Origin of the sequence: Kocuria sp. CPCC 205263 (assembly GCF_040981075.1) — a bacterium.
Taxonomy (GTDB): Bacteria; Actinomycetota; Actinomycetes; order Actinomycetales; family Micrococcaceae; genus Kocuria; species Kocuria rosea.
In genome coordinates, this window is record NZ_JAVKPV010000011.1 from 36131 (window position 1) to 54684 (window position 18554).

Below are 18554 nucleotides of genomic sequence, written 5' to 3' on the forward strand. Positions count from 1 at the left end.
GGAGGTGCGCCGCCGTGCCCCAGGCCGGATTCGCCCCCGCGCTCCAGCGGATCGTGCACATCTCGCGACCGGTCCTCTGGATCAACGCCCTGGGCACCGGCGTGGTGGGCATGTGGCTGGCGGGCTCGCTCTGGCAGTGGGAGGCGCTGCCGCTGCTGCTGTGGCTCACCCTCCCCTTCAACCTGCTGATCTACGGCGTCAACGACGTCTTCGACCAGGACACCGACGCCCTCAACCCCCGCAAGGGATCGCTCGAGGGAGCCCTCATCCGGTCCGAGGAGGTGCGCACGATCCTGACCGCGGTGCTCGTCACCAACGTGCCGTTCGTCGTCTGGTTCGCCGTGGCCCTGCCCCCGGCCGCGCTGGGCTGGATCGCGCTGTACGTCCTGGTCTTCGTGTTCTACTCGGCCCCTCCCCTGCGCTTCAAGGCCCGTGCGTACCTCGACTCCCTGAGCAACGCCGCCTACGCGCTGCCGCTGGTCTTCGTCACCCACGCGCTCGGGGCGACCCCCGTGTGGCCCGCGGCGCTCGGCCTGATGGCCTGGAGCGTGGCCAAGCACGCGTTCGACGCCGTCCAGGACATCGAGGAGGACCGCGCGGTGGCCATCACGACGACGGCGGTCCGGCTGGGACCGCGCGGGACGGCCCTGTGGAGCGGCGGCTGGTGGGCCGCGTCCACGCTGGGCTTCGCGCTGGTCAGCCTCCCGGTGGCCGCGGTCAACGCGCTCATCGCCGGGTGGCTCGTGGTCTCCCTCCTGCGGGACCCGAGGCCGGAGACCGGGCACCGGCTGTACCGGTACTCGATCGCCTTCCCCTACGTCGCCGGCGCCGTGGCCGGCGTGCAGCTGACGGTGGCGCTGTTCTTCGGGCTGTACCCGTGAGCCGCGTCGTCGTCGTCGGCGGTGGGATCGGGGGGCTGACCTCGGCCGTCCTGCTCGGCCACGCCGGTCACCGCGTCACCCTCCTCGAGGCCGCCGACCACCTCGGCGGCAAGAGCCGCCGCCTCGAGACCGAGGGGCAGCGCCTGGACACCGGACCGTCCCTCTTCACCTTCCCTGGGGTGTGGGAGGAGCTCCTCCGCCGCCTGGACCTGCTGCGGGACGCCGGCACCGCGGGAGCCGGTGCGCCGAGGGCCGAGGAGACCGCCGGGCTGGAGCTGGAGCGCCTGCCCGCGGTCGGCACGTACTACTACCGCGGCACCCGGTGCGAGCTGCCCGTCCCGCCCGGGCACCCCTGGCACGCGGCCTGGACCCGCTTCGAGGCCGAGCACGGCGTGCTCGGACCGGACATCACCCGGCTGCTGACCACCGACGTGCTGGACCGGGCGGCCTATCCCGCGCTGGGCCGGCTCGGGAAGCTGTACGGGCGCCGGCTCACGACCCGTGACTACCTCGACAGCCTCACCTGGATGCCGGAGGGCCTTCGCGAGGTCATCGCCATCCACACTCTCAACGCCGGTGTCGGCCCGGCACGGACCCCGGCCCTGTACGCGAGCATGCCCGCCGTCATGGCGCGCGACGGCGTCTGGATCCCCCGGGGCGGCGTCTACGAGCTCGTCGAGGCGCTCCGGCGCCTCGCCGTGGACGCCGGGGTCGGGCTCCGCACCGGGGAGCCGGTGACCTCCGTCGCCCGCCGGCGCGTCCTGACCGCCCGGGGCGCGTACCCGGCCGACGCCGTCGTGAGCGGGCTCGACGCCCACCGGCTGGACGGGCTGCTCGCCGGGCGCGCGCCCCGGGCACCGCGCCGGCTCAGCTGCTCGGCGATCGCGGTCTACGCCGTGCTCGACCACGAGCTGCCCGAGGGGACGCCCCGGCACGGCGTGATCATGCCCGACCGGCCCGCCGACCTCTACGCCGACCTGGAGGCCGGGACCGAGCCCGAGCAGACCATGGCCTTCGCCAACCACTACCCGGCGCACGCGGGCCACCCCAACAGCGCGGCCACGCTCGCCCTGCTGCTGACCGCGCCGGCCAACGGGAAGTCCTACACCCTCGAGGACCCGTTCGTCGCGCGCGAGCTCGAGCGCACGGCGCGGGTGCTCGGGCTGCCCGGACCGATCACGGACCGCTTCCGGAGCGCGGAGATCCTGGACCCCGCGTACTTCGCCACGCACGGCTCGGCAGGAGGGGCGCTCTACGGCGCCGTGCGTCCCGCGTGGCGCAGCGGCCCGTTCCACGCCCCGGCCCACACGAGTCCGCTGCGGCCGTGGCTGTGGCGGGTGGGCGCCTCCGTGCACCCGGGCGGCGGGCTGCCCGCGGTGCTGGGCGGCGCCATGATCTCGACCGGGAAGCTCCTGGAGCGCCTCGCACGGGCCGAGGGCCGTCGGCCCGGCTGAGAACCGGTCAGCGGGCGAGCTCCCACGCCCAGAGCAGCAGCAGCGTCGCGAGGAACCCGGTGAGGTAGTTCAGCCACAGGAACCGCCGCCAGCCCCGGTTGGCGCGCTCGCAGCCGGCGTCCGTGATGGTCAGGAACGGCACGAGGTTGGCGAGGTAGGGCAGCACCAGGAGGGACGCGACCGGCCCGGGCCAGGGGGCGAGCAGCAGGAGCACCCCGGCGGCGAGGTAGAGGACCGCGGAGGCCCACACCGTGGGGCGGGCGCCCAGGACGGTGGCGATCGAGCTCAGCCCGCCCTCCCGGTCCGCCTGGACGTCCTGCACGGCCCCGAACGCCTGCGAGGCCATCGACCACAGGAAGAACCCGGCGCACAGGGCCCCGAGGCCCCCCGACCAGTCCGCTCCGGCGAGCACGAGGCCGTAGACCGCCGGGGACACGAAGTGGGTGGCGGAGGTCGCCGAGTCCAGGAACGGGACCTCCTTGAAGCGCAGCCCCTTCAGGCTGTAGGCCGCCACCGCGAACAGGCTGACCACGAGCACCCCCGCCGCGGCGGCCCCGCCCGCCAGGAACAGGTACGCCAGGAACGGCAGCGCCGTCAGCACCGAGCCCACGAGGACCGTCCGGTGCTCGGAGCGGTCCACGAGCGCGCCCTCGACACCGCCCTTGCGGGGGTTGCGGAGGTCGGACTCGTAGTCGAAGACGTCGTTGATCCCGTACATCAGGAGGTTGTACGGGAAGAGGAAGAACAGCGTCCCCACCACCAGGGGCAGGTCCACCCGGCCCGTGGTCAGGACATAGGCCGCCGCGAAGGGGTAGGCGGTGTTGACCCAGGAGACCGGCCGGGAGGTGGCCACGAGGGTGCGCACGGTGGCGGTGAGCCGGCCGCGCTCGGCCAGCCCCCACCACAGCGAGGGCAGCAGCAGCAGCGCGGCGAGCGGGTACGCGAAGTCCTCGACCGGCACGAGGCCGATCCGCAGCTCCGTGATGTGCCCGGCCCCGTAGTCGAAGAACCCGGCGGCGATCATGAGGTTGTCGAACACGACCGTCAGCAGCGCGAGCACGGCGAAGGAGATCCCGAGCACGGCCAGGGCCCGGCGCCGCGGCGGCGCCGGGGAGGGCCGGCGGACCAGCAGGGTGGCCGGGGTCAGGGCCAGCGCGAGGAAGACGGGGATGACAAGGGCGTAGGTCACGGGGCGTCCGCTCCTCCGCGGGCCGGACCGGCCGCGGCGGAGCGGCGCGCCAGCGCCTTCTCCGTGAGCCGGACGAGGTTCATCGTCAGGTAGCAGAGGAACACGAGGAACACGACCTCCTCGACGGGGATCTGCGGGGCGACCATCCAGCCGGTCGCCCACGCGCTGCGGCTGTGCAGGAAGATCCCGAGGCTGATCCCGGCGACATCCCAGGCGAGGAAGAACACCAGGCCCGCGAGCAGCACGAGGGCCGCCCGGCGGGGGTCCTGGGCGAAGAACAGTCGCTCCCGCACGTCGAGGAGCACCATCCCGGCCAGGCTGAGGAGCAGGAAGCCGAGGTACACGAAGCTCATCCGCGCGGCACCAGGGGTTCTGCCAGCGGTCCGGTGGAGGTGTCCCCGCGCAGGTCCTTGAGCAGGATCTCCGCGCTGATCAGGCACATCGGCAGGCCGATGCCGGGGATCGTCGAGGCCCCGCAGTAGTGCAGGCCGGCGACCTTCCGGCTGCGGTTGGCGCCCCGGAAGAACGCGGACTGCTTGAGCACGTGAGCGGGACCGAGCACGTTGCCGCGCCAGGAGTTGAAGTCCCGCCGGAAGTCCTCCGGGCCCACGGTGTGGCGCACCACCACGCGCTCCCGCAGGTCCGGCACACCGGCCCACGCCGCGACCTGGTCGATCACCCGGTCCGCGACGGCCTCGACCCGCGGGGAGCCGGTGCCGTCCGGTCCGCCCGCGCCCAGCGCGGGGTCGGCGGGGACCGGGATCAGCACGAAGAGGTTCTCGTGCCCGTCCGGGGCCACGCCGGGGTCGGTCGCCGAGGGCTTGCAGACGTAGACGGACGCGGGGTCAGGGACGCTCGTGGGCTCCTCGAAGATCGCCCGGAAGTTCGTGTCCCAGTCCTCGCTGAAGAACAGGCTGTGGTGCGGGAGCTCGGGCAGCTCCCCGCGGACCCCGAGCATCACGAGCACCGCGCCGGGGCCGGTCTGGCGCCGGTCCCAGTACCGCCGCGGGTAGCTCTGCAGCTCGCGCGGGAGCAGCGCGGTCTCGGTGTGGTGCAGGTCCGCGGCCGAGACGACGACGTCCGCCGCCAGCTCGTGCTCCGCCCCGTCCGCGTCCCGCCACACGACGCCGGTGGCCCGGACGGGGCCGTCGGCGGCCGGGGAGGTGCTGATCCGCACCACGTCCGCGCCCGTCCGGATCCGTGCCCCGTGGGCGACGGCGAGCCGCTCGACGGCCTCGATGACCCGGCGGAACCCGCCCTGCGGGTACTGGACGGAGTCCGTGAGGTCCATGTGGCTCATGAGGTGGTACAGCGACGGCGTCATCCGGGGCGCGCTGGCCAGGAAGACGGCCGGGTAGCCGAGCACCTGCCGCAGGCGCGTGTCCTGCACGGTGCCGGCGGCGAAGTCGTGCAGCGAGCCGGTGAGGTGTCGGGCGAGCTCGGGCAGGCCCCGCACGACCGGCCGGGTGAGCAGCGGCGTGAACGAGGCGTAGGAGGTGTAGAGGAAGTGGTCGACGGCCAGCTGGTAGGTCCGCTTCGCGGAGGCCAGGTACGCCCGGATCCGCTCGCCCGCGCCGGGCTCCACCGACTCGAACAGCGCCACGGTGTCCTCGAGGTCCGAGCGGATGTCGATGGGCCGCTCGTAGCGCTCGCCCCAGACCCGGTAGGCGGGGTCCAGGCGGAGCAGCTCGAGCTCCTGGGCGGCGCTGGAGCCCATGAGCCGGAAGAAGTGGTCGAAGACCTCCGGCATGAGGTACCAGGAGGGCCCGGTGTCGAAGCGGAAGCCGTCCCGCTCGAGCCGCCCGGCGCGCCCGCCCGTCGTGCTCCCGCGCTCCAGGACGGTCACGTCCCAGCCGTCCTTCGCGAGCAGGCCCGCGGCGGCGAGCCCGGCGATCCCGGCTCCCACCACCACGGCGTGCCGCCCCCGGGGCCCGGTGGGGCGGCGGCGGGTGCGCGCCCTGACCACGGCGGCCGCGGCGAGCGCGGCCTTGCGGGGGTTCGGCACGCGGATGCGGGAGCTCAGCAGCTCCCGGGCAGGGGTGGCGCGGATCCGCACGGACAGCTCCCGGAACAGGTCGTGGGCGGCGAGGACGGCGGCGCGGGAGGATCCGGGGAGGTCGTCGACGACCGCGCGGGCGGCCGCGAGGTCGGCGTCGATGTCGTCGAGGAGGCGGTTCTTCTCGGTCTCGGAGAACTCCCCGGGCTCCACGCCGGGGAAGTACACGCGGCCGAGCTCCCCGTAGTCCTCGGCCAGGTCGCGCAGGAAGTTGACCTTCTGGAACGCCGCGCCCAGGCGGCGGGCCCCCGCCACGAGCTGCGCGCGGCGCCGCTCGGGCACGGTGCGGCCGGCCAGGAAGACCTGCAGGCACATCAGCCCCACGACCTCGGCCGAGCCGTACACGTACTCGTCGAGGGAGTCGGCGCTGTGCCGGTCCTCGCTGAGGTCGGCGCGCATGGACGCGAAGAACGGACGCACGAGGTCGGGGCCGATCCCCGCGTGGCGCGCGGTGCGGGCGAAGGCGTGCACCACGAGGTTGCTGCTGAAGCCGCGCTCGATCGCCCCGTACGTCTCGTCCTCGAGGCCGTCCAGCAGCTCCCGCGAGCCCCGGGGCGGGACACCGGCGCCGGCGCTGGCGCCGTCGACGATCTCGTCGGCGATCCGCACCAGGGCGTAGACGGCGTAGACGTGCGGGCGGATCTCCGGGCCCAGCAGCCGGCAGGCGAGGCCGAAGGACGTGGAGTAGCGGCGGATGACGGTCGCGGCGGCCTGCTGGGCGGTGTCGTCGTACCGGGCGGCGGCCTCGGCCGGTGACCCGGTGTGCTGGGCGGCGGTCACCGGATGCGCTCCGTGGCCCCGGCCACGATGCGGCGCAGGTCCTCCTCGAGGCCGGCGGGCAGCCCCGCGGCGTCGAGCAGGGCGCGGGCCTCGGCCGCGCACCCGGCGACCATGTCCTCGACCTCCTGCCGCGCCCCGCACTGCTCGAGCAGGTCGCGGGCGCGCAGGGCGTGCTCGCTGCTGATCTCGTGGCGGCCCAGGATCGCGTCGAGCTCCTCGCCGGCGGGCGTGCGCTGGGCGGCGGCCACGAGCATGGTCCGCTTGCCCTCCCGCAGGTCGCTGACCGCGGACTTGCCCGTGGCCTCCGGGTCGCCGAAGACGCCGAGCAGGTCGTCCACGAGCTGGTAGGCGGTGCCCACGGTCCGGCCGAGGCGCCCGAGCACCTCCACGTCCCGGTCGGGGGCCCCGCCGAGCACTCCCCCGGCCTGCAGAGGGGTCTCGAAGGAGTAGACCGCGGTCTTCAGGCACGTGGCCGCGAGGATCTGCTCGCGGCCGGGACGGGCCCCGGGCAGGGTGTGGTCGACGTCGAGCAGCTCGCCCGCGGCCGAGGAGAACAGGGCGGCGTCGAGCAGGTCGAGGACCCGGGGCAGCCGCTCGGGCGAGAGCCCGGAGCGGGCCACGAGCCGGTACGCGCCGGCCAGGGCGAGGTCCCCGGCGATGACGCCCACGCTCGCGCCGTACTGGCGCGCCTGGTCCGGCCCCGAGCCGGACGCGAACGCCCGGGAGGCCGCGGCGGCGTTGATGGTGGGCTGGTGCCGGCGCAGCTCGTCCTGGTCGATGACGTCGTCGTGCACGATGAGGGCGGTGTGCAGCAGCTCGAACGCCGCCCCGACGGACTCGACCACGGGGTCCGGCTCGGGCGCGGGATAGGCGCCGGCCGTGAGACGCACGAGGTGCGGACGGATCTGCTTGCCGCCGGAGCTGAGCCGGGCGACCTCGCCCCACAGCCGGGCGAAGCCGGGGTCCACGGCCTCGGCGCGGCCGGTGGCCTCGGCGAGGAAGTCCTCCAGGACGGGAACCCGGGCAGGCTCTCGCCCCCCACCGTGCCCGGTCCGCGTCCCGGTGCCCGGACGAGCGCTCGAGAAGGCCGATTCGCGCGAGAAGACCGTCACCATTCCCCCATTCCACCACAGTCCTTCGAAAATCGAATCAATTGTCCGTGTCACGCCGTGCGCGGAGCCGCCCCGGGGCCCTGCGGAGCCGCCGCGGGCGGGGTCCCCCCGGTCGCCGCCCCGTCCTCGGGCGCGCCCTCCCCCGCCAGGTGGCCGGCCCGGCGGACCGCCTCGGTGAGCTCGGGCAGGCGCCGCCGCAGGACGTCGATCTCCTCGTCGCTGCAGTCGTCGAGCACCGCCAGGACCTCCTCGCCCATGGCCGAGAACATCTGGCGGCCGGAGCGGTAGGCGTGCTCGGTGGCCTGCAGGCTGACCTCCCGCCGGTCGCGGGGGTCGACCGCGCGCACCAGGTGCCCCGCGGAGACCAGGCGCTTGATCACCGTGGTGGTCGCCGAGCCGCTGAGCACGAGCCGGCGGGCGATGTCCCCGGCGCGGATCGGGCGGCCGTCGCGGTTGGCCTGCATGACCTCGTTGAGGGCGTGGACGTCCTTGTGCGCCAGCCCGAAGCGGCGGCGGACCTGGTCCGCGTACCGCTCGGCCTCGGTGCTGAACTGCTGCAGCAGGAAGAGCACGTCGAATCCGCGCCGCCCCCGGTGCGCGCTGCCTCCCGGCGCTGCGGCGCCGGACGTGCTGATCGTGCCCTCGTCGGACTGCATGTGCCGATTCTAGGGCGCGGGCGCGAGAGAATGGGGCCATGACGGAGAGCAGAGACCCGACCGGACCGGACCTCCCGCCCCCGGGGGCCCCCGGTGCGCCCACGGTGTCCGTGGTCGTGCCGGCCCGTGACGACGCCGTGCACCTCGCGCGCTGCCTGCGGCTGCTCGCCGCGCAGACCCGGCCGCCGGACGAGGTCGTGGTGGTGGACAACGCCTCGAGCGACGGCACCGCGGACGTGGCCCGCGCCGCCGGGGCCCGCGTGGTGTTCGAGCCCGCGCCGGGCATCCCGCCCGCCGCGGCAGCCGGCTACGACGCCGCCCGGGGGGACGTGGTGGTCCGCTGCGACGCGGACACCGTCCCCGGCCCGGAGTGGATCGCCGGGCTGCTCACTGCCCTCGCGTCCCGCCCGGACGTGGTCGCCGTGGCCGGCCCGGGCCGCTTCCACGGCCTGCCGCCCGGCCTCGACCGGCTGCTCTCCGCCCTCTACATCGGCCTGTACGTGTTCAGCACGGCCGCCGCGCTGGCCCACCCTCCCCTGTTCGGAACCAACATGGCGATGCGCCGCTCCTGGTGGCTCGAGGTCCGGGACGGCGTCCACCGGCACGACCCGGAGCTGCACGACGACTTCGACCTCAGCTTCCGGCTGGCCCCCGCGCACCGGATCCTCTTCCGGCCCGGCCTGTCCGTGGGCATGTCGCCCCGGGCGCTGCGGGGCGGGCGCCCCGCCGTCCGCCGGCTGGCGCGCGCCTTCCGGACGATCCGGCTCAACTGGGCCGACGAGCGCCCGTGGGAGCGGTGGCAGGCGCGCCTGGGGCACCGGCTGCCGGGGGGCCGCGCATGAGCCGGCTCGCCCTGGTGGTGCGGTGGCTCGGCCCGCTCTCCGTGCTGCTCACCGCCCTGTTCTTCGACGCCGTGGGCGCCTCCGTGATGATGCTCGTGTGCCTGGCCATCACCATCACGTGGCGGGCCCGGCTGCCGGCGGCCCTGGAGATCACCACGGACCTGACGTTGCTGGTCGCGGCCTGGAGCTCCGTGTTCCTGCTCTACGAGAGGTACGACCACTGGGACCTGGTCGTCCACTTCGCGGCCACCGCGGTGCTGGCCGAGCTGACGTTCCGCGCCCTCGAGCGCTGGTCGCGGCTCTCGTCCCCCGGCTCGGTCTCTCACGTGGTCCTGGTCAGCTCCCTGGGCGTGGCACTGGCCCTCGTGTGGGAGTACCTCGAGTTCGCCGGCTACTACCTCGTGGACCCTCAGGTGAACGTGGGCTACCTGGACACCATGGGCGATCTGGCCGCCGGCCACGCCGGGGCGGTGGTCGCCGGGATCCTGGGCACCTGGGCCCGGCAGCGGGCGGACGCCTCCGGCGGCACCCGGCGGGACGGGGGCGCCGCCGGCCCACCGGACCCCACCGGCCCCCGGGACGCCGTCGGGAGGTGGCACGCCACCGAGGACCCGGACACCACCGAGACGAGGGACTGACCCATGTTCTGGACGAACCTGCTCGAGACCAGCGCGCAGACGGGGGCGGCCGCCGCAGCCGGCACCGCGGCCTCCGCCGGGGTGGACAGCCCCTGGTACCGGGACCTGCGGAAGCCGGGGCTGCAACCGCCGGCCGCCGTGTTCCCGGTCGTGTGGACCGTGCTCTACGCGGATCTCGCGGTGACCTCCGCGGTCGTGCTCACCGAGCTGCAGCGGCAGACCCGCCCGGGCGCGCACCGCCGCGGCCCGCGGATGCGGACGATCCGGCGTCCGGGGTGCACCCCGTCCGTGGCGGCACGGCGCGAGCGCGGCTACCGCCGGGCGCTCGCGCTGAACCTCGCCCTCAACGCGGGGTGGAGCTGGGTCTTCTTCACGAAGCACGACACCGGCCTGGCCACGGTCACGGCCGCGGCGCTGACGGCCAGCACCGCCGATCTCGCGCGCCGGGCGGCGCAGGCACGGCCCCTGCACGGCGCCGCCCTGCTCCCCTACGCCGGCTGGTGCGGCTTCGCCACGGTCCTGAGCGCCCGCATCCACCAGCTCAACTCCTGAGCGGGTCCGGGCGGCCCGGGCCCGCTCAGCGGGCGGAGACCGTGATCGCGCCGTGGCGGTAGCCGATCGATCCGCCCTGGAAGTGCTGGACGACCGTGTCCCCGGAGCGCTGCTCCGGGGACACCGGGTAGCCCAGGCGGCCGTGCTCGCCCCGGAGGTCGGCGTGGGCCCGCCCGATCGCCCCGCGCACGGGCTGCGCGCCGGTCGCGGGCGACCACAGGATCCTGCCCCGCTCGAAGGACTGGTGCGCCCCGCCGGCCGGGCCGCGGTGCTCGCCGCCCAGCGGGTGCCCCAGCAGACCCGTCTCCGCGCCGAGGGCCGCCCAGCGCGCGCCGACGGCGCCGTGCACGGGGGCCGCACCGGTCCCGGCGCTCCAGACGACCGTGCCCCGCTGGAAGAGCTGGTGTACGCCGCCGGCGCCGTTGCCGCGCTCCCCGGTCCGGGGATAGCCGAGGAGGCCGTTCACGCCGCCGGCCCGGTTCCAGGCGCTGCGCACACCGCCGTGCACCCACCGGGCGCCCGAGTCCGCGCTCCAGTAGACGGCTCCGCGCTCGAACTCCTGGTAGCAGCCGTCCTGGGCGAGGCCGCACCGTTCGTGCGAGCGCGGTGCCCCGGTGGAGGCGCCGATCCGGGCGTGGAGGGCGCCGATGGCGCCCTGGGTGCGGTAGCCCTCCTGGAGCGTGGCCCGGGCGACGGCGGCCCTGGGGTGCACGAGCCCGGCGCCGCAACCGCCCGGGCAGGACCCGGGCAGGGGCCGGGCCGTGGCGGCCAGGACCTCCTTGACCTGGGCCGGGGAGAGGGACGGGTCCGTCTCGCGGACCAGCGCCACGACCCCCGCGACCGTGGGGCTGGCCATCGAGGTGCCGTACTTGTAGGAGTAGGTGCCGCCGCCGGGGCGGGCGCTCCCGGTGTCGGCGGTGGACAATATCTGCCGGAAGGGGTCCCCGCCCGGGGCGGCCAGCGTGACCCGGCCCCAGTTGGAGTACCCGGCGCGGGCGCCCTGGGCGGTGCTGGCGGCCACGGTGATCACCCCCCGGCAGTTGGCCGGGGACTCCATCCTGGCGTCGCGGTCGTGGTTGCCCGCCGCCACGACCACGCTCGCCCCGCGGGACAGGGCCCGGTCGATCCCGTCCTGCAGGGCGGCCGGGCACGTGCTGGAGAGGAAGCCCAGGCTGAGGTTCACCACGGTCGCCGGGTGGGGGTTCGCCGGGACGGCGTCGACGTCGTCGCCGGCGGCCCAGGCGATGGCCACGGCGATGTCGGACACGTACCCGTCCCCGCAGGCCCCGAGGGCGCGCACCGGCAGGAGCGTCGCGCCGTGGGCGACACCGGCCACACCGGTGCCGTTGTTGCCCCGCGCCGCCGCGATGCCCGCCGTGTGCGTGCCGTGCCAGGAGGAGGAGCGGGCGGCGGAGCCGGATCCGCACTCGCCGGGACCGGCGTGGTCCCCCTCGTCCTGCGGGTCCGGGTCCCAGCCGTCCCCGTCGCGGGAGTGGCCCGGCTGCACGCCCCCGGCGTGCAGGGAGACGAAGTCGTGGCCCGGTGCCACGTTGGCGTCCAGGTCGGGGTGGGACGTGATCCCGGTGTCCACGACCGCGATGGTCTGGCCCCTGCCGGTCGCCCGGTCCCAGGCGCTGGGCAGGTCGAGGCCCGCCGCGGCGGGCTGGAGATTCCACTGCGACGTCGCGTAGTACGGGTCGTCGGGCACCGCGGCGATGCTCGCGAGATGGTCCGGCTCGGCGTACTCGACGGCCGGGTCCTCCTCGAGGGCGCCGGTCAGGGTCTCGAGCTGTTCCGCGTCGAGGAGCCCGTCCGCCGCCACGACCCGGGCCGAGTCCACGGTCCGGCTGATCTCGTCCAGCAGGGGCGCCGCCGCCGGCTCGCCCGCCGCCGCGCCCCCGGGCGCGATCCGCTCCGCGGCCTTCGCGTACACGCGCTCGCGGGCCCGCGGGGCGGGTTCCGCGCCGTCCTTGAACTTCACGATCACCCGGTCGGTCGCGCCGGGGCTCCCGGCCCCCTCCGTCGCGGGCGCGGGCGCCGGTGCGGCGGGCACGGTGGCTTCGGCCGGGGGCCGGGCCGCCGCGGGGGCCGCGGCGCCGGCCAGGATCAGGACCAGGGCGGCCGCCAGGGCGCGGCCGTGGAAGGACGTCATGGACTCTCCAGCCGGTGGGGGGTACAGCGCGCAGCGGGGGGAGCTGCGGCGCGCCGACCACGGGAAGCGGGGAGTCGGCGCCGCTGCGCTCAGCGTACGGAGCGTTTGCTCGTGTTACCGAATGGGAAGATCCATGCTTTTCACTGGACTTTGAGGTCGTCCCGGAGGAACGGCCCGGGGACGACGACGGCGCCGCCCACCCCGAGCGGGTGGACGGCACCGGAGGGCGGGCCGGGGGTCAGCCGGCGGCGGGGATCGCCCACCACTGGGCCGGGAGGACCTGCTGCCAGCGGGCCCCGAGGCCGGCGTTCCAGACGATCCAGCCGTTGGCGAACTCCTGGAAGCACGGCGTGCCGCCCAGAGCGCACAGCTCCCGGGAGCGGGCCTCGCCGGTGGTCGCGCCGATCTTCCGGTGCAGCGCCCCGATGCCGCCCGCGGTGCTGAACGGCTCGCCGCCCTGCACCGCGACCAGCGCGGAGACCGGGTCGACGATGCCGGCGCCGCAGCCGGGCGCGCACCCGCCGGGGGCCTGCCGGGCCGTCGAGGTCAGGGCGTCCTGGAGACCCGCCACGCCCAGCCCCGGAGCGAGCTCCCGGAGCAGCGCCACGGTGCCGGCGACCGCCGGGGCCGCCATGGACGTGCCGTTGCGCTCCGTGTACGTGGGCGCACCGAGGCCCTGGGCCCCGGCGTTGCCGGTCGAGAGGATCTGCGCGTAGGGGTCCCCGCCCGGGGCCGCGACCGTGACCGAGCCGAAGTTGGAGTAGGGGGCCAGGGCGCCCGAGACGTCCGTCGCGGCGACCGAGATCACGCCGGCGCAGTTGGCCGGCGCGGACTGCGCGGCGTCCACGGCCTGGTTGCCCGCGGCCACGACCACGGGGATCCCGCGGTTCACGGCCTCGCTGATCGCGGACTGCAGCACCGCCGGGCACTCCCCCGGCACGCCGAGGCTGAGGTTGATGACCGTCGCGGGGTTCGGGTTGGCGGCGGCGCCCGCCACCGGGGCGCCGGCGGCCCACAGGACGCCGGCGGCGACGTCGGTGATGTACCCCTGGCTGCAGGCGCCCACGGCGCGCACGGGCAGGATCCTCGCGTCCGGGGCCACCCCCGCGACGCCCAGTCCGTTGTTCGCGTCGGCCGCGGCGATGCCGGCCGTGTGGGTGCCGTGCCAGGTGGAGCTCGGGGGCATGGGGCTGTTGGGGCACAGCACGGCGTCGGGGTAGTCGCCCATGTCCGTCGGGTCGGCGTCCCACCCGTCGCCGTCCCGGCCGTTCTGGACCGTGGAGACGAAGTCGTAGCCGGGCAGGACGTTGGCGTCCAGGTCGGGGTGGGCGGTGATGCCGGTGTCCACGATGGCAATGGTCTGCCCGGCGCCGGTGGCCCGGTCCCACGCGAGGGGCATGCCCAGTCCGGCCGGGTCGTCCCACAGGCTCCACTGCAGCGCGGCGTAGGACGGGTCGTTCGGCACGGCGGTGGTGGTCGCCAGGAGGTCCGGTTCCGCGTACTCCACGGCGGGGTTCTGCTCCAGGGCGGTGGTCAGCGCCTCGAGCTCGGCGCCGGCCAGCATCCCGTCGGTCCGCACCACCTGGGCGCCGTCCGCGGTGGCCGCGGTCTCCACGAGCCCGGCGCCCCCGGACCGGCCGGCGGCCTGCGCGTACACGACGTCGCGGGAGTCCTCGGGGGCGGCGCCGTCCCGGAACTTCACGACGACGCGGTCGGTCGCCACCGAGGTTGCCGAGTCGGCACCGGGGGCGATACCGGGAGCGGCAACGGTGGCCTCCGGGACCGGCTGGACGGTCTGCGCCGCAGGTGCGGCGGCCCCGGTCGCCGCCGCGGCAGAGCCCAGCGGGACGAGGGCGAGGGCGGCCGCGAGCGCGAGGGAAGCGGTGGTGCTGCGGGTGGTGGTCAAGGATTCCTCCGGCCGTCGGGACGGGAGGCGGCATGGTGCGCACAGCCCACCCCCCGATGGACTGGAGCGAGAACGATCCCCCTGCGGAAACGGAGCCCCCACTCCTGTGCTCCGCCCAGCGTAGGGAGGGTGTGCGTGTGTGACCGAATGCGAACCCCGCGGACCGGGGCCCGGAGGTCGCCCCGGTCCGGGCGGCGGGCGCTCAGCCCGCCCGGGCGATGCGCAGGGCTCCGGCGATCAGGGAGACCTGCAGGGGGAGCCGCACGAGCGTCACGGCCCGCCGCGCCGGGGAGCCGCGGCGGGCCCGCCAGGCCATGGTGACGTTGCCCGGCCACACGCCCACGAACAGGGCGGCCGCGGCCCAGCCGCCGGCGCGGCGGGTGCCGGGACGGAGCAGCAGCGCCCCGACGCCGATCTCCGCCGCCCCGGAGCCCAGCGTCCAGGCACGGGGCGAGCCTGGCAGGGACCGCGGGATCAGCTCGTCGAAGAGCGCGGGCCGGACGAGGTGGAGCACGCCCGTCCCGCACAGGGCCGCGCCCAGGCGCAGGGCGCCTGCCGCCGCGGCGCCGGACCGGACCGCGCGGCGGTCCGCGCCGGACAGGAGCTGCAGGGGACGGAGAGGCATGGGGCCAGGGTACCCAGCGGGAGGCGCCGCGACGTGACGGACGGCACACGATGTCCCCGGCATAGACCCGCACCCCTCTTTGTTGACATGTACATCAAAATGACCGTGCCTCCGAAAGGACACCCCGTGGCCCCCGAGACCCTGCAGGACCAGCTCACGCTCGACGCCCTCGCCGCCGACCTCCTCTTCCGCGAGGCCCGCACGGCCTCGGAGTTCCTCGACGAGCCCGTGGCCGACGAGCAGCTCCGGGCGGCCTTCGAGCTCGCCAGGATGGGCCCCACCGCCATGAACATCCAGCCGCTGCGCGTGACGTGGATCCGCTCCGCGGAGGCCCGGGAGCGTCTGCTCCCCCACATGGCCGAGGGCAACCGGGCGAAGACCGCCGCCGCGCCCGCCGTCGCGGTGCTCAGCTACGACGTGGACTGGCACGAGCACCTGCCCGTCGTCTTCCCGCCCGCCGCCGGCAACCAGGAGATGTTCGCGGGCAACGAGGAGCTGCGCGCGCAGATGGGCCGGGACAACGCCCACCTGCAGGCCGGGTACTTCGTGCTCGCCGTGCGCGCCGTCGGCCTCGCGGCGGGCCCCATGGGCGGTTTCGACGCCCCCGGGGTGGACGCCGAGTTCCACGCGGGGACGAGCCTGCGCGCGCTGATGGTCGTGAACATCGGCGCCCCCGCCGCCCCGCGCCACGACCGGCTGCCGCGCCTGGACTTCGACGCCGCGACCCGCACTGTCTGAGGCGGCCCCGGGCGGACCCGCCGGCCGCGGGTCCGCCCGGCCCCCGCGCGCCCTCCGTGGCACCTGTCGGCCCGAGGACGGATACTGGACGGGATGACGCCCGCACTCCTGTCCCTCGGCACGGCCCTCCCGCCGCACGTGCTCGAGCAGACCGACGCCCAGGACCTCTACCAGGCCCAGCCCGGCACCGACCGGCTCAACGCCCGGCTGCTGCGCACGGTGTTCGGCGCCTCCGGGGTCCAGCGCCGGCACACGGTGCTGTCCGAGCTGGTCGAGGACGGCGCCCGCGCCGGATCCCCGTACATCACCGAGGACGGCCGGTTCCTGACCCCCCTCACCGGCGTCCGGAACCGGACCTACGTGGAGCAGGCCCCCGCGCTCTTCGCCGAGGCCGCGCGGGACGCCCTCGCCCGCTGCCCCGGGCTCGACCCCGCGACCGTCACCGACGTGGTGACCGTCTCCTGCACCGGCTTCTTCGCCCCGGGCCCCGACTACCAGCTGGTCCGGGACCTCGGCCTCGACCCGGCCGTCCGCCGTGCGCACATCGGCTTCATGGGCTGCCACGGCGGGCTGATCGGGCTGCGCCAGGCCGCGGCCATCGCCACGGCGGACCCGGACGCCGTCGTCCTGCTCGTGGCCGTGGAGCTGTGCACGCTGCACCTGCGCCCGGCCCGGGACCCGGACGCCATCCGGGGGGCCGCGCTCTTCGCCGACGGCGCCGCGGCGGCCGTGGTCAGCGCGCGGACGGCCGAGGGCGTCACCCCGCTGCTCGAGCTCGACCGGTTCCGCACCCTCGTGATCCCGGACGGCGAGGACGCCATGGCCTGGACCATCGGCGACGCCGGGTTCGAGATGATCCTCGGCGCCGCGGTGCCCCAGGTCCTCGAGGACAACATCCACACCGCCCTCGCCGCGCTGCTGGACGGGCCGGAGGGGTCCGTCGACCGGGACCGCATCACCGACTGGGCCCTCCACCCCGGCGGCCGCGGCATCCTCGACAAGCTCGAGGACACCCTGGGGCTGCCGCCCGAGGCGCTGCGGGAGTCCCGCGACGTGCTCGCCACGCGCGGCAACATGAGCAGCGTGACCGTCCTGCACGTCCTGCGCCAGGTGATCGACGCGGCCCCAGCGGACGAGACCCGCACCGTCTGCGCCCTGGCGTTCGGGCCGGGCCTGACCGTAGAGTCGGCGCTGTTCACGATCCCCGCCCGGGCCGCGGCACCGGCCGCGGAGCTCGATCCCGCCGCGGCCGTCCCGATCCGCTAGGAGGTTCCCGTGGACCACGACGTCGTCGTCGTCGGCGCCGGGCTCGCCGGCCTGCAGTGCGCCCACCTGCTCGAACGGCACGGACTGGACGTGGTGGTGCTGGAGGCCTCCGACGGCGTCGGGGGCCGGATCCGCACCGACACGGTCGACGGCTTCCGCTGCGACCGCGGGTTCCAGGTGCTCAACCCCGCCTACACCGAGCTGCGGCGCAGCGTGGACGTCGCGGCGCTGGGAATCCAGAAGTTCGACGCCGCGGCCGGGGTCCGCCGCGGCGACGGCATCGACGTCCTCGCCGATCCGCGGCGCGTCCCGTCCTGGCTGCCGGGAACGCTGCGCAGCCCGCTCGTGGAGCTGCGCCGGCTGCCCGCCCTGGCGGCCTGGCTCGCCCCGGGGCTGGACCCCCGCGCGCGGCGCCAGGAGCAGCGGGACCGGGCCTGGCACGAGTCGTTCGACGCCGCCGGGGTGCGGGGACCGCTGCGGGACCTGGTGCTCGAGCCCTTCCTGGCCGGCGTGATCCTCGAGGACGAGGGCCGCACCTCGGCGGCCTTCGTGCGCGAGCTCGTCGGCTGGTTCCTGCTCGGCACGCCGGGCCTTCCGACCGGGGGCATGGGCACCCTCCCGGCCTGGATCCACGACGGGCTCCGGGCCCCGGCCGTCCTCGGCACCCGTGTGGACGTGGTCCAGCGCACCGGGAACGGGTGGACCGTGGGCGCCGGCGACGCCGCCTGGCGGGCGCCCACCGTGGTCGTGGCCACCGAGGGCCCCGCGGCAGCCCGACTCCTGGACCTTCCGGACACCCTCATGAAGGGCGAGGCGACCTGGTGGTTCGCGGCGGAGGCCGCGCCCTCGGAGCTCGGGTGCCTGGTCCTGCCGGGCGAGTCGACCGGCCCGCTCGTCGACACGGCCGTGGTCAGCAACGCCGCCCCCAGCTACGCCCCGGACGGCCGGGCGCTGATCCAGGCGACGGCCCTCCTGCCGCGGGGCGCCGACCTCCCCGCCGAGGCCGACGTCCGCCGGCAGCTGGGCACGATCTGGTCCGCCGACGCCGCCGCCTGGGACCTGCTGACCGTGCACGAGGTGCGCCGGGCGCTGCCGGAGCAGCCGCCCGGGCTCGTGGCCGACCGGCCCGCCGCCCTCGGCGACGGCCTGTACGTGTGCGGCGACCACCGCACCGGCGGCTCGACCCAGGGCGCCCTGCGCTCCGGGCGCCGCGCGGCCGAGGCCCTGCTGGCCTGAGCCCGCACCCCGCCGGAGCCGCAGGCGCCCCCGGGGGAGGACCCCGCGGGCGGGCTCGCCCCGTGGCCGGCGGACGGGCCCGCTGGTTGCCGGGGTGGCCCCGGCCGCGCCGGGTCAGTCGTCGTAGGTGTCGGCGAGCCGGCGGCGCTGGTGCTCCCGGCGGCTGTAGGTGGCCTCGCGGATGGCCTCGTCGCTGTCGAAGTTCGAGCCCAGGGCGCCGGCCAGGGCGGCCAGCAGCCGGCAGGCCTTGCGGGAGAAGTGGTCGGCGCCCAGGCCCGGCAGCGAGACCAGCGCCGCGGCGTCGGCCGCGCCGACCTCGCAGAGCAGCGGTTCCCCGTCGTCGACGCGCGGCAGGTCCTCGGCCACCCGGCGGGCCACCTTCTCCGGCAGCCCCGGATCAGCGAGAACCCCTACGGTCAGTGACTGCACATGGCCTCCCCGAGCGCACGGCACGTGGTGCCGCGGCCTCGG

At 75.9% G+C, this 18554-nt stretch carries 17 protein-coding genes; 8 read left to right on the forward strand and 9 right to left on the reverse strand.

Annotated elements, in window-relative coordinates:
• Positions 1-14: 14 nt before the first annotated feature.
• Together RF647_RS15500 and RF647_RS15505 are read left to right on the forward strand one after the other, a co-directional pair.
• A complete protein-coding gene (locus RF647_RS15500) occupies positions 15-881 on the forward strand; it encodes a UbiA family prenyltransferase (RefSeq protein WP_368812506.1) in 867 nt (288 codons plus the stop codon).
• Positions 878-2335: a phytoene desaturase family protein gene (locus tag RF647_RS15505; protein WP_368812507.1), complete on the forward strand. Its 1458-nt coding sequence runs from the start codon at positions 878-880 to the stop codon at positions 2333-2335. Before RF647_RS15500 ends, RF647_RS15505 begins: the two co-directional genes overlap by 4 nt.
• 7 nt (positions 2336-2342) lie before the next feature.
• Here the strand turns inward: RF647_RS15505 and RF647_RS15510 are convergent, their stop codons facing one another.
• Genes RF647_RS15510 through RF647_RS15530 form a run of 5 tightly spaced genes read right to left on the reverse strand, consistent with a single transcriptional unit; the run spans position 2343 to position 8128 of the window.
• Positions 2343-3524 carry a prenyltransferase gene (locus tag RF647_RS15510; protein ID WP_368812508.1) on the reverse strand — a complete coding sequence of 394 codons (1182 nt, stop codon included), beginning with the start codon at positions 3522-3524 and terminating at the stop codon, positions 2343-2345.
• Positions 3521-3877 (reverse strand): lycopene cyclase domain-containing protein, encoded by a 357-nt coding sequence (locus RF647_RS15515; RefSeq protein ID WP_017834831.1) that lies wholly within the window; start codon positions 3875-3877, stop codon positions 3521-3523. The genes RF647_RS15510 and RF647_RS15515 overlap by 4 nt, the downstream gene beginning before the upstream one ends.
• A complete protein-coding gene (gene crtI, locus RF647_RS15520) occupies positions 3874-6360 on the reverse strand; it encodes a phytoene desaturase family protein (RefSeq protein WP_368812509.1) in 2487 nt (828 codons plus the stop codon). The genes RF647_RS15515 and crtI overlap by 4 nt, the downstream gene beginning before the upstream one ends.
• Positions 6357-7475, reverse strand: coding sequence for a polyprenyl synthetase family protein (locus RF647_RS15525; protein WP_368812510.1), 1119 nt, complete (start codon positions 7473-7475; stop codon positions 6357-6359). Before RF647_RS15525 ends, crtI begins: the two co-directional genes overlap by 4 nt.
• Positions 7476-7522: 47 nt before the next feature.
• Positions 7523-8128, reverse strand: coding sequence for a MarR family winged helix-turn-helix transcriptional regulator (locus RF647_RS15530; RefSeq protein WP_368812511.1), 606 nt, complete (start codon positions 8126-8128; stop codon positions 7523-7525).
• A gap of 38 nt (positions 8129-8166) precedes the next feature.
• On the opposite strand from RF647_RS15530, the gene RF647_RS15535 reads away from it, so the two are divergent.
• From RF647_RS15535 to RF647_RS15545, 3 genes are read left to right on the forward strand one after another with little or no spacing between them, the layout of a single operon-like run.
• Positions 8167-8970 (forward strand): glycosyltransferase family A protein, encoded by an 804-nt coding sequence (locus tag RF647_RS15535; protein ID WP_368812512.1) that lies wholly within the window; start codon positions 8167-8169, stop codon positions 8968-8970.
• Positions 8967-9608 (forward strand): hypothetical protein, encoded by a 642-nt coding sequence (locus tag RF647_RS15540; protein ID WP_368812513.1) that lies wholly within the window; start codon positions 8967-8969, stop codon positions 9606-9608. Before RF647_RS15535 ends, RF647_RS15540 begins: the two co-directional genes overlap by 4 nt.
• Positions 9609-9611: 3 nt before the next feature.
• Entirely contained in the window at positions 9612-10160 is a 549-nt protein-coding gene (locus tag RF647_RS15545; protein WP_368812514.1) for a TspO/MBR family protein, read from the forward strand.
• A gap of 25 nt (positions 10161-10185) precedes the next feature.
• Here RF647_RS15545 and RF647_RS15550 read toward each other — a convergent pair whose 3' ends face one another.
• The 3 genes from RF647_RS15550 to RF647_RS15560 all read right to left on the reverse strand — a co-directional run bounded on the left by RF647_RS15550 (position 10186) and on the right by RF647_RS15560 (position 14843).
• A complete protein-coding gene (locus RF647_RS15550; RefSeq protein ID WP_368812515.1) occupies positions 10186-12312 on the reverse strand; it encodes a S8 family serine peptidase in 2127 nt (708 codons plus the stop codon).
• A 238-nt stretch (positions 12313-12550) separates the two neighbouring features.
• Entirely contained in the window at positions 12551-14218 is a 1668-nt protein-coding gene (locus RF647_RS15555) for a S8 family serine peptidase (protein ID WP_368812516.1), read from the reverse strand.
• Between the two features lie 202 nt (positions 14219-14420).
• A complete protein-coding gene (locus RF647_RS15560; protein ID WP_368812517.1) occupies positions 14421-14843 on the reverse strand; it encodes a hypothetical protein in 423 nt (140 codons plus the stop codon).
• 126 nt (positions 14844-14969) lie between these two features.
• Here RF647_RS15560 and RF647_RS15565 point away from each other — a divergent pair, with 126 nt between their 5' ends.
• The 3 genes from RF647_RS15565 to RF647_RS15575 all read left to right on the forward strand — a co-directional run bounded on the left by RF647_RS15565 (position 14970) and on the right by RF647_RS15575 (position 18083).
• A complete protein-coding gene (locus RF647_RS15565; protein WP_207307521.1) occupies positions 14970-15581 on the forward strand; it encodes a malonic semialdehyde reductase in 612 nt (203 codons plus the stop codon).
• 93 nt (positions 15582-15674) lie between these two features.
• The gene (locus tag RF647_RS15570; RefSeq protein WP_368812518.1) at positions 15675-16847 is read left to right on the forward strand and encodes a type III polyketide synthase; all 1173 of its coding nucleotides are present in this window, start codon (positions 15675-15677) and stop codon (positions 16845-16847) included.
• 9 nt (positions 16848-16856) lie between these two features.
• Positions 16857-18083, forward strand: a complete 1227-nt coding sequence (locus tag RF647_RS15575; RefSeq protein ID WP_368812519.1) for an NAD(P)/FAD-dependent oxidoreductase — start codon at positions 16857-16859, stop codon at positions 18081-18083.
• 114 nt (positions 18084-18197) lie between these two features.
• On the opposite strand, the gene RF647_RS15580 is transcribed toward RF647_RS15575, so the two are convergent.
• A complete protein-coding gene (locus tag RF647_RS15580; protein WP_368812520.1) occupies positions 18198-18512 on the reverse strand; it encodes a hypothetical protein in 315 nt (104 codons plus the stop codon).
• Between the last annotated feature and the right edge of the window lie 42 nt (positions 18513-18554).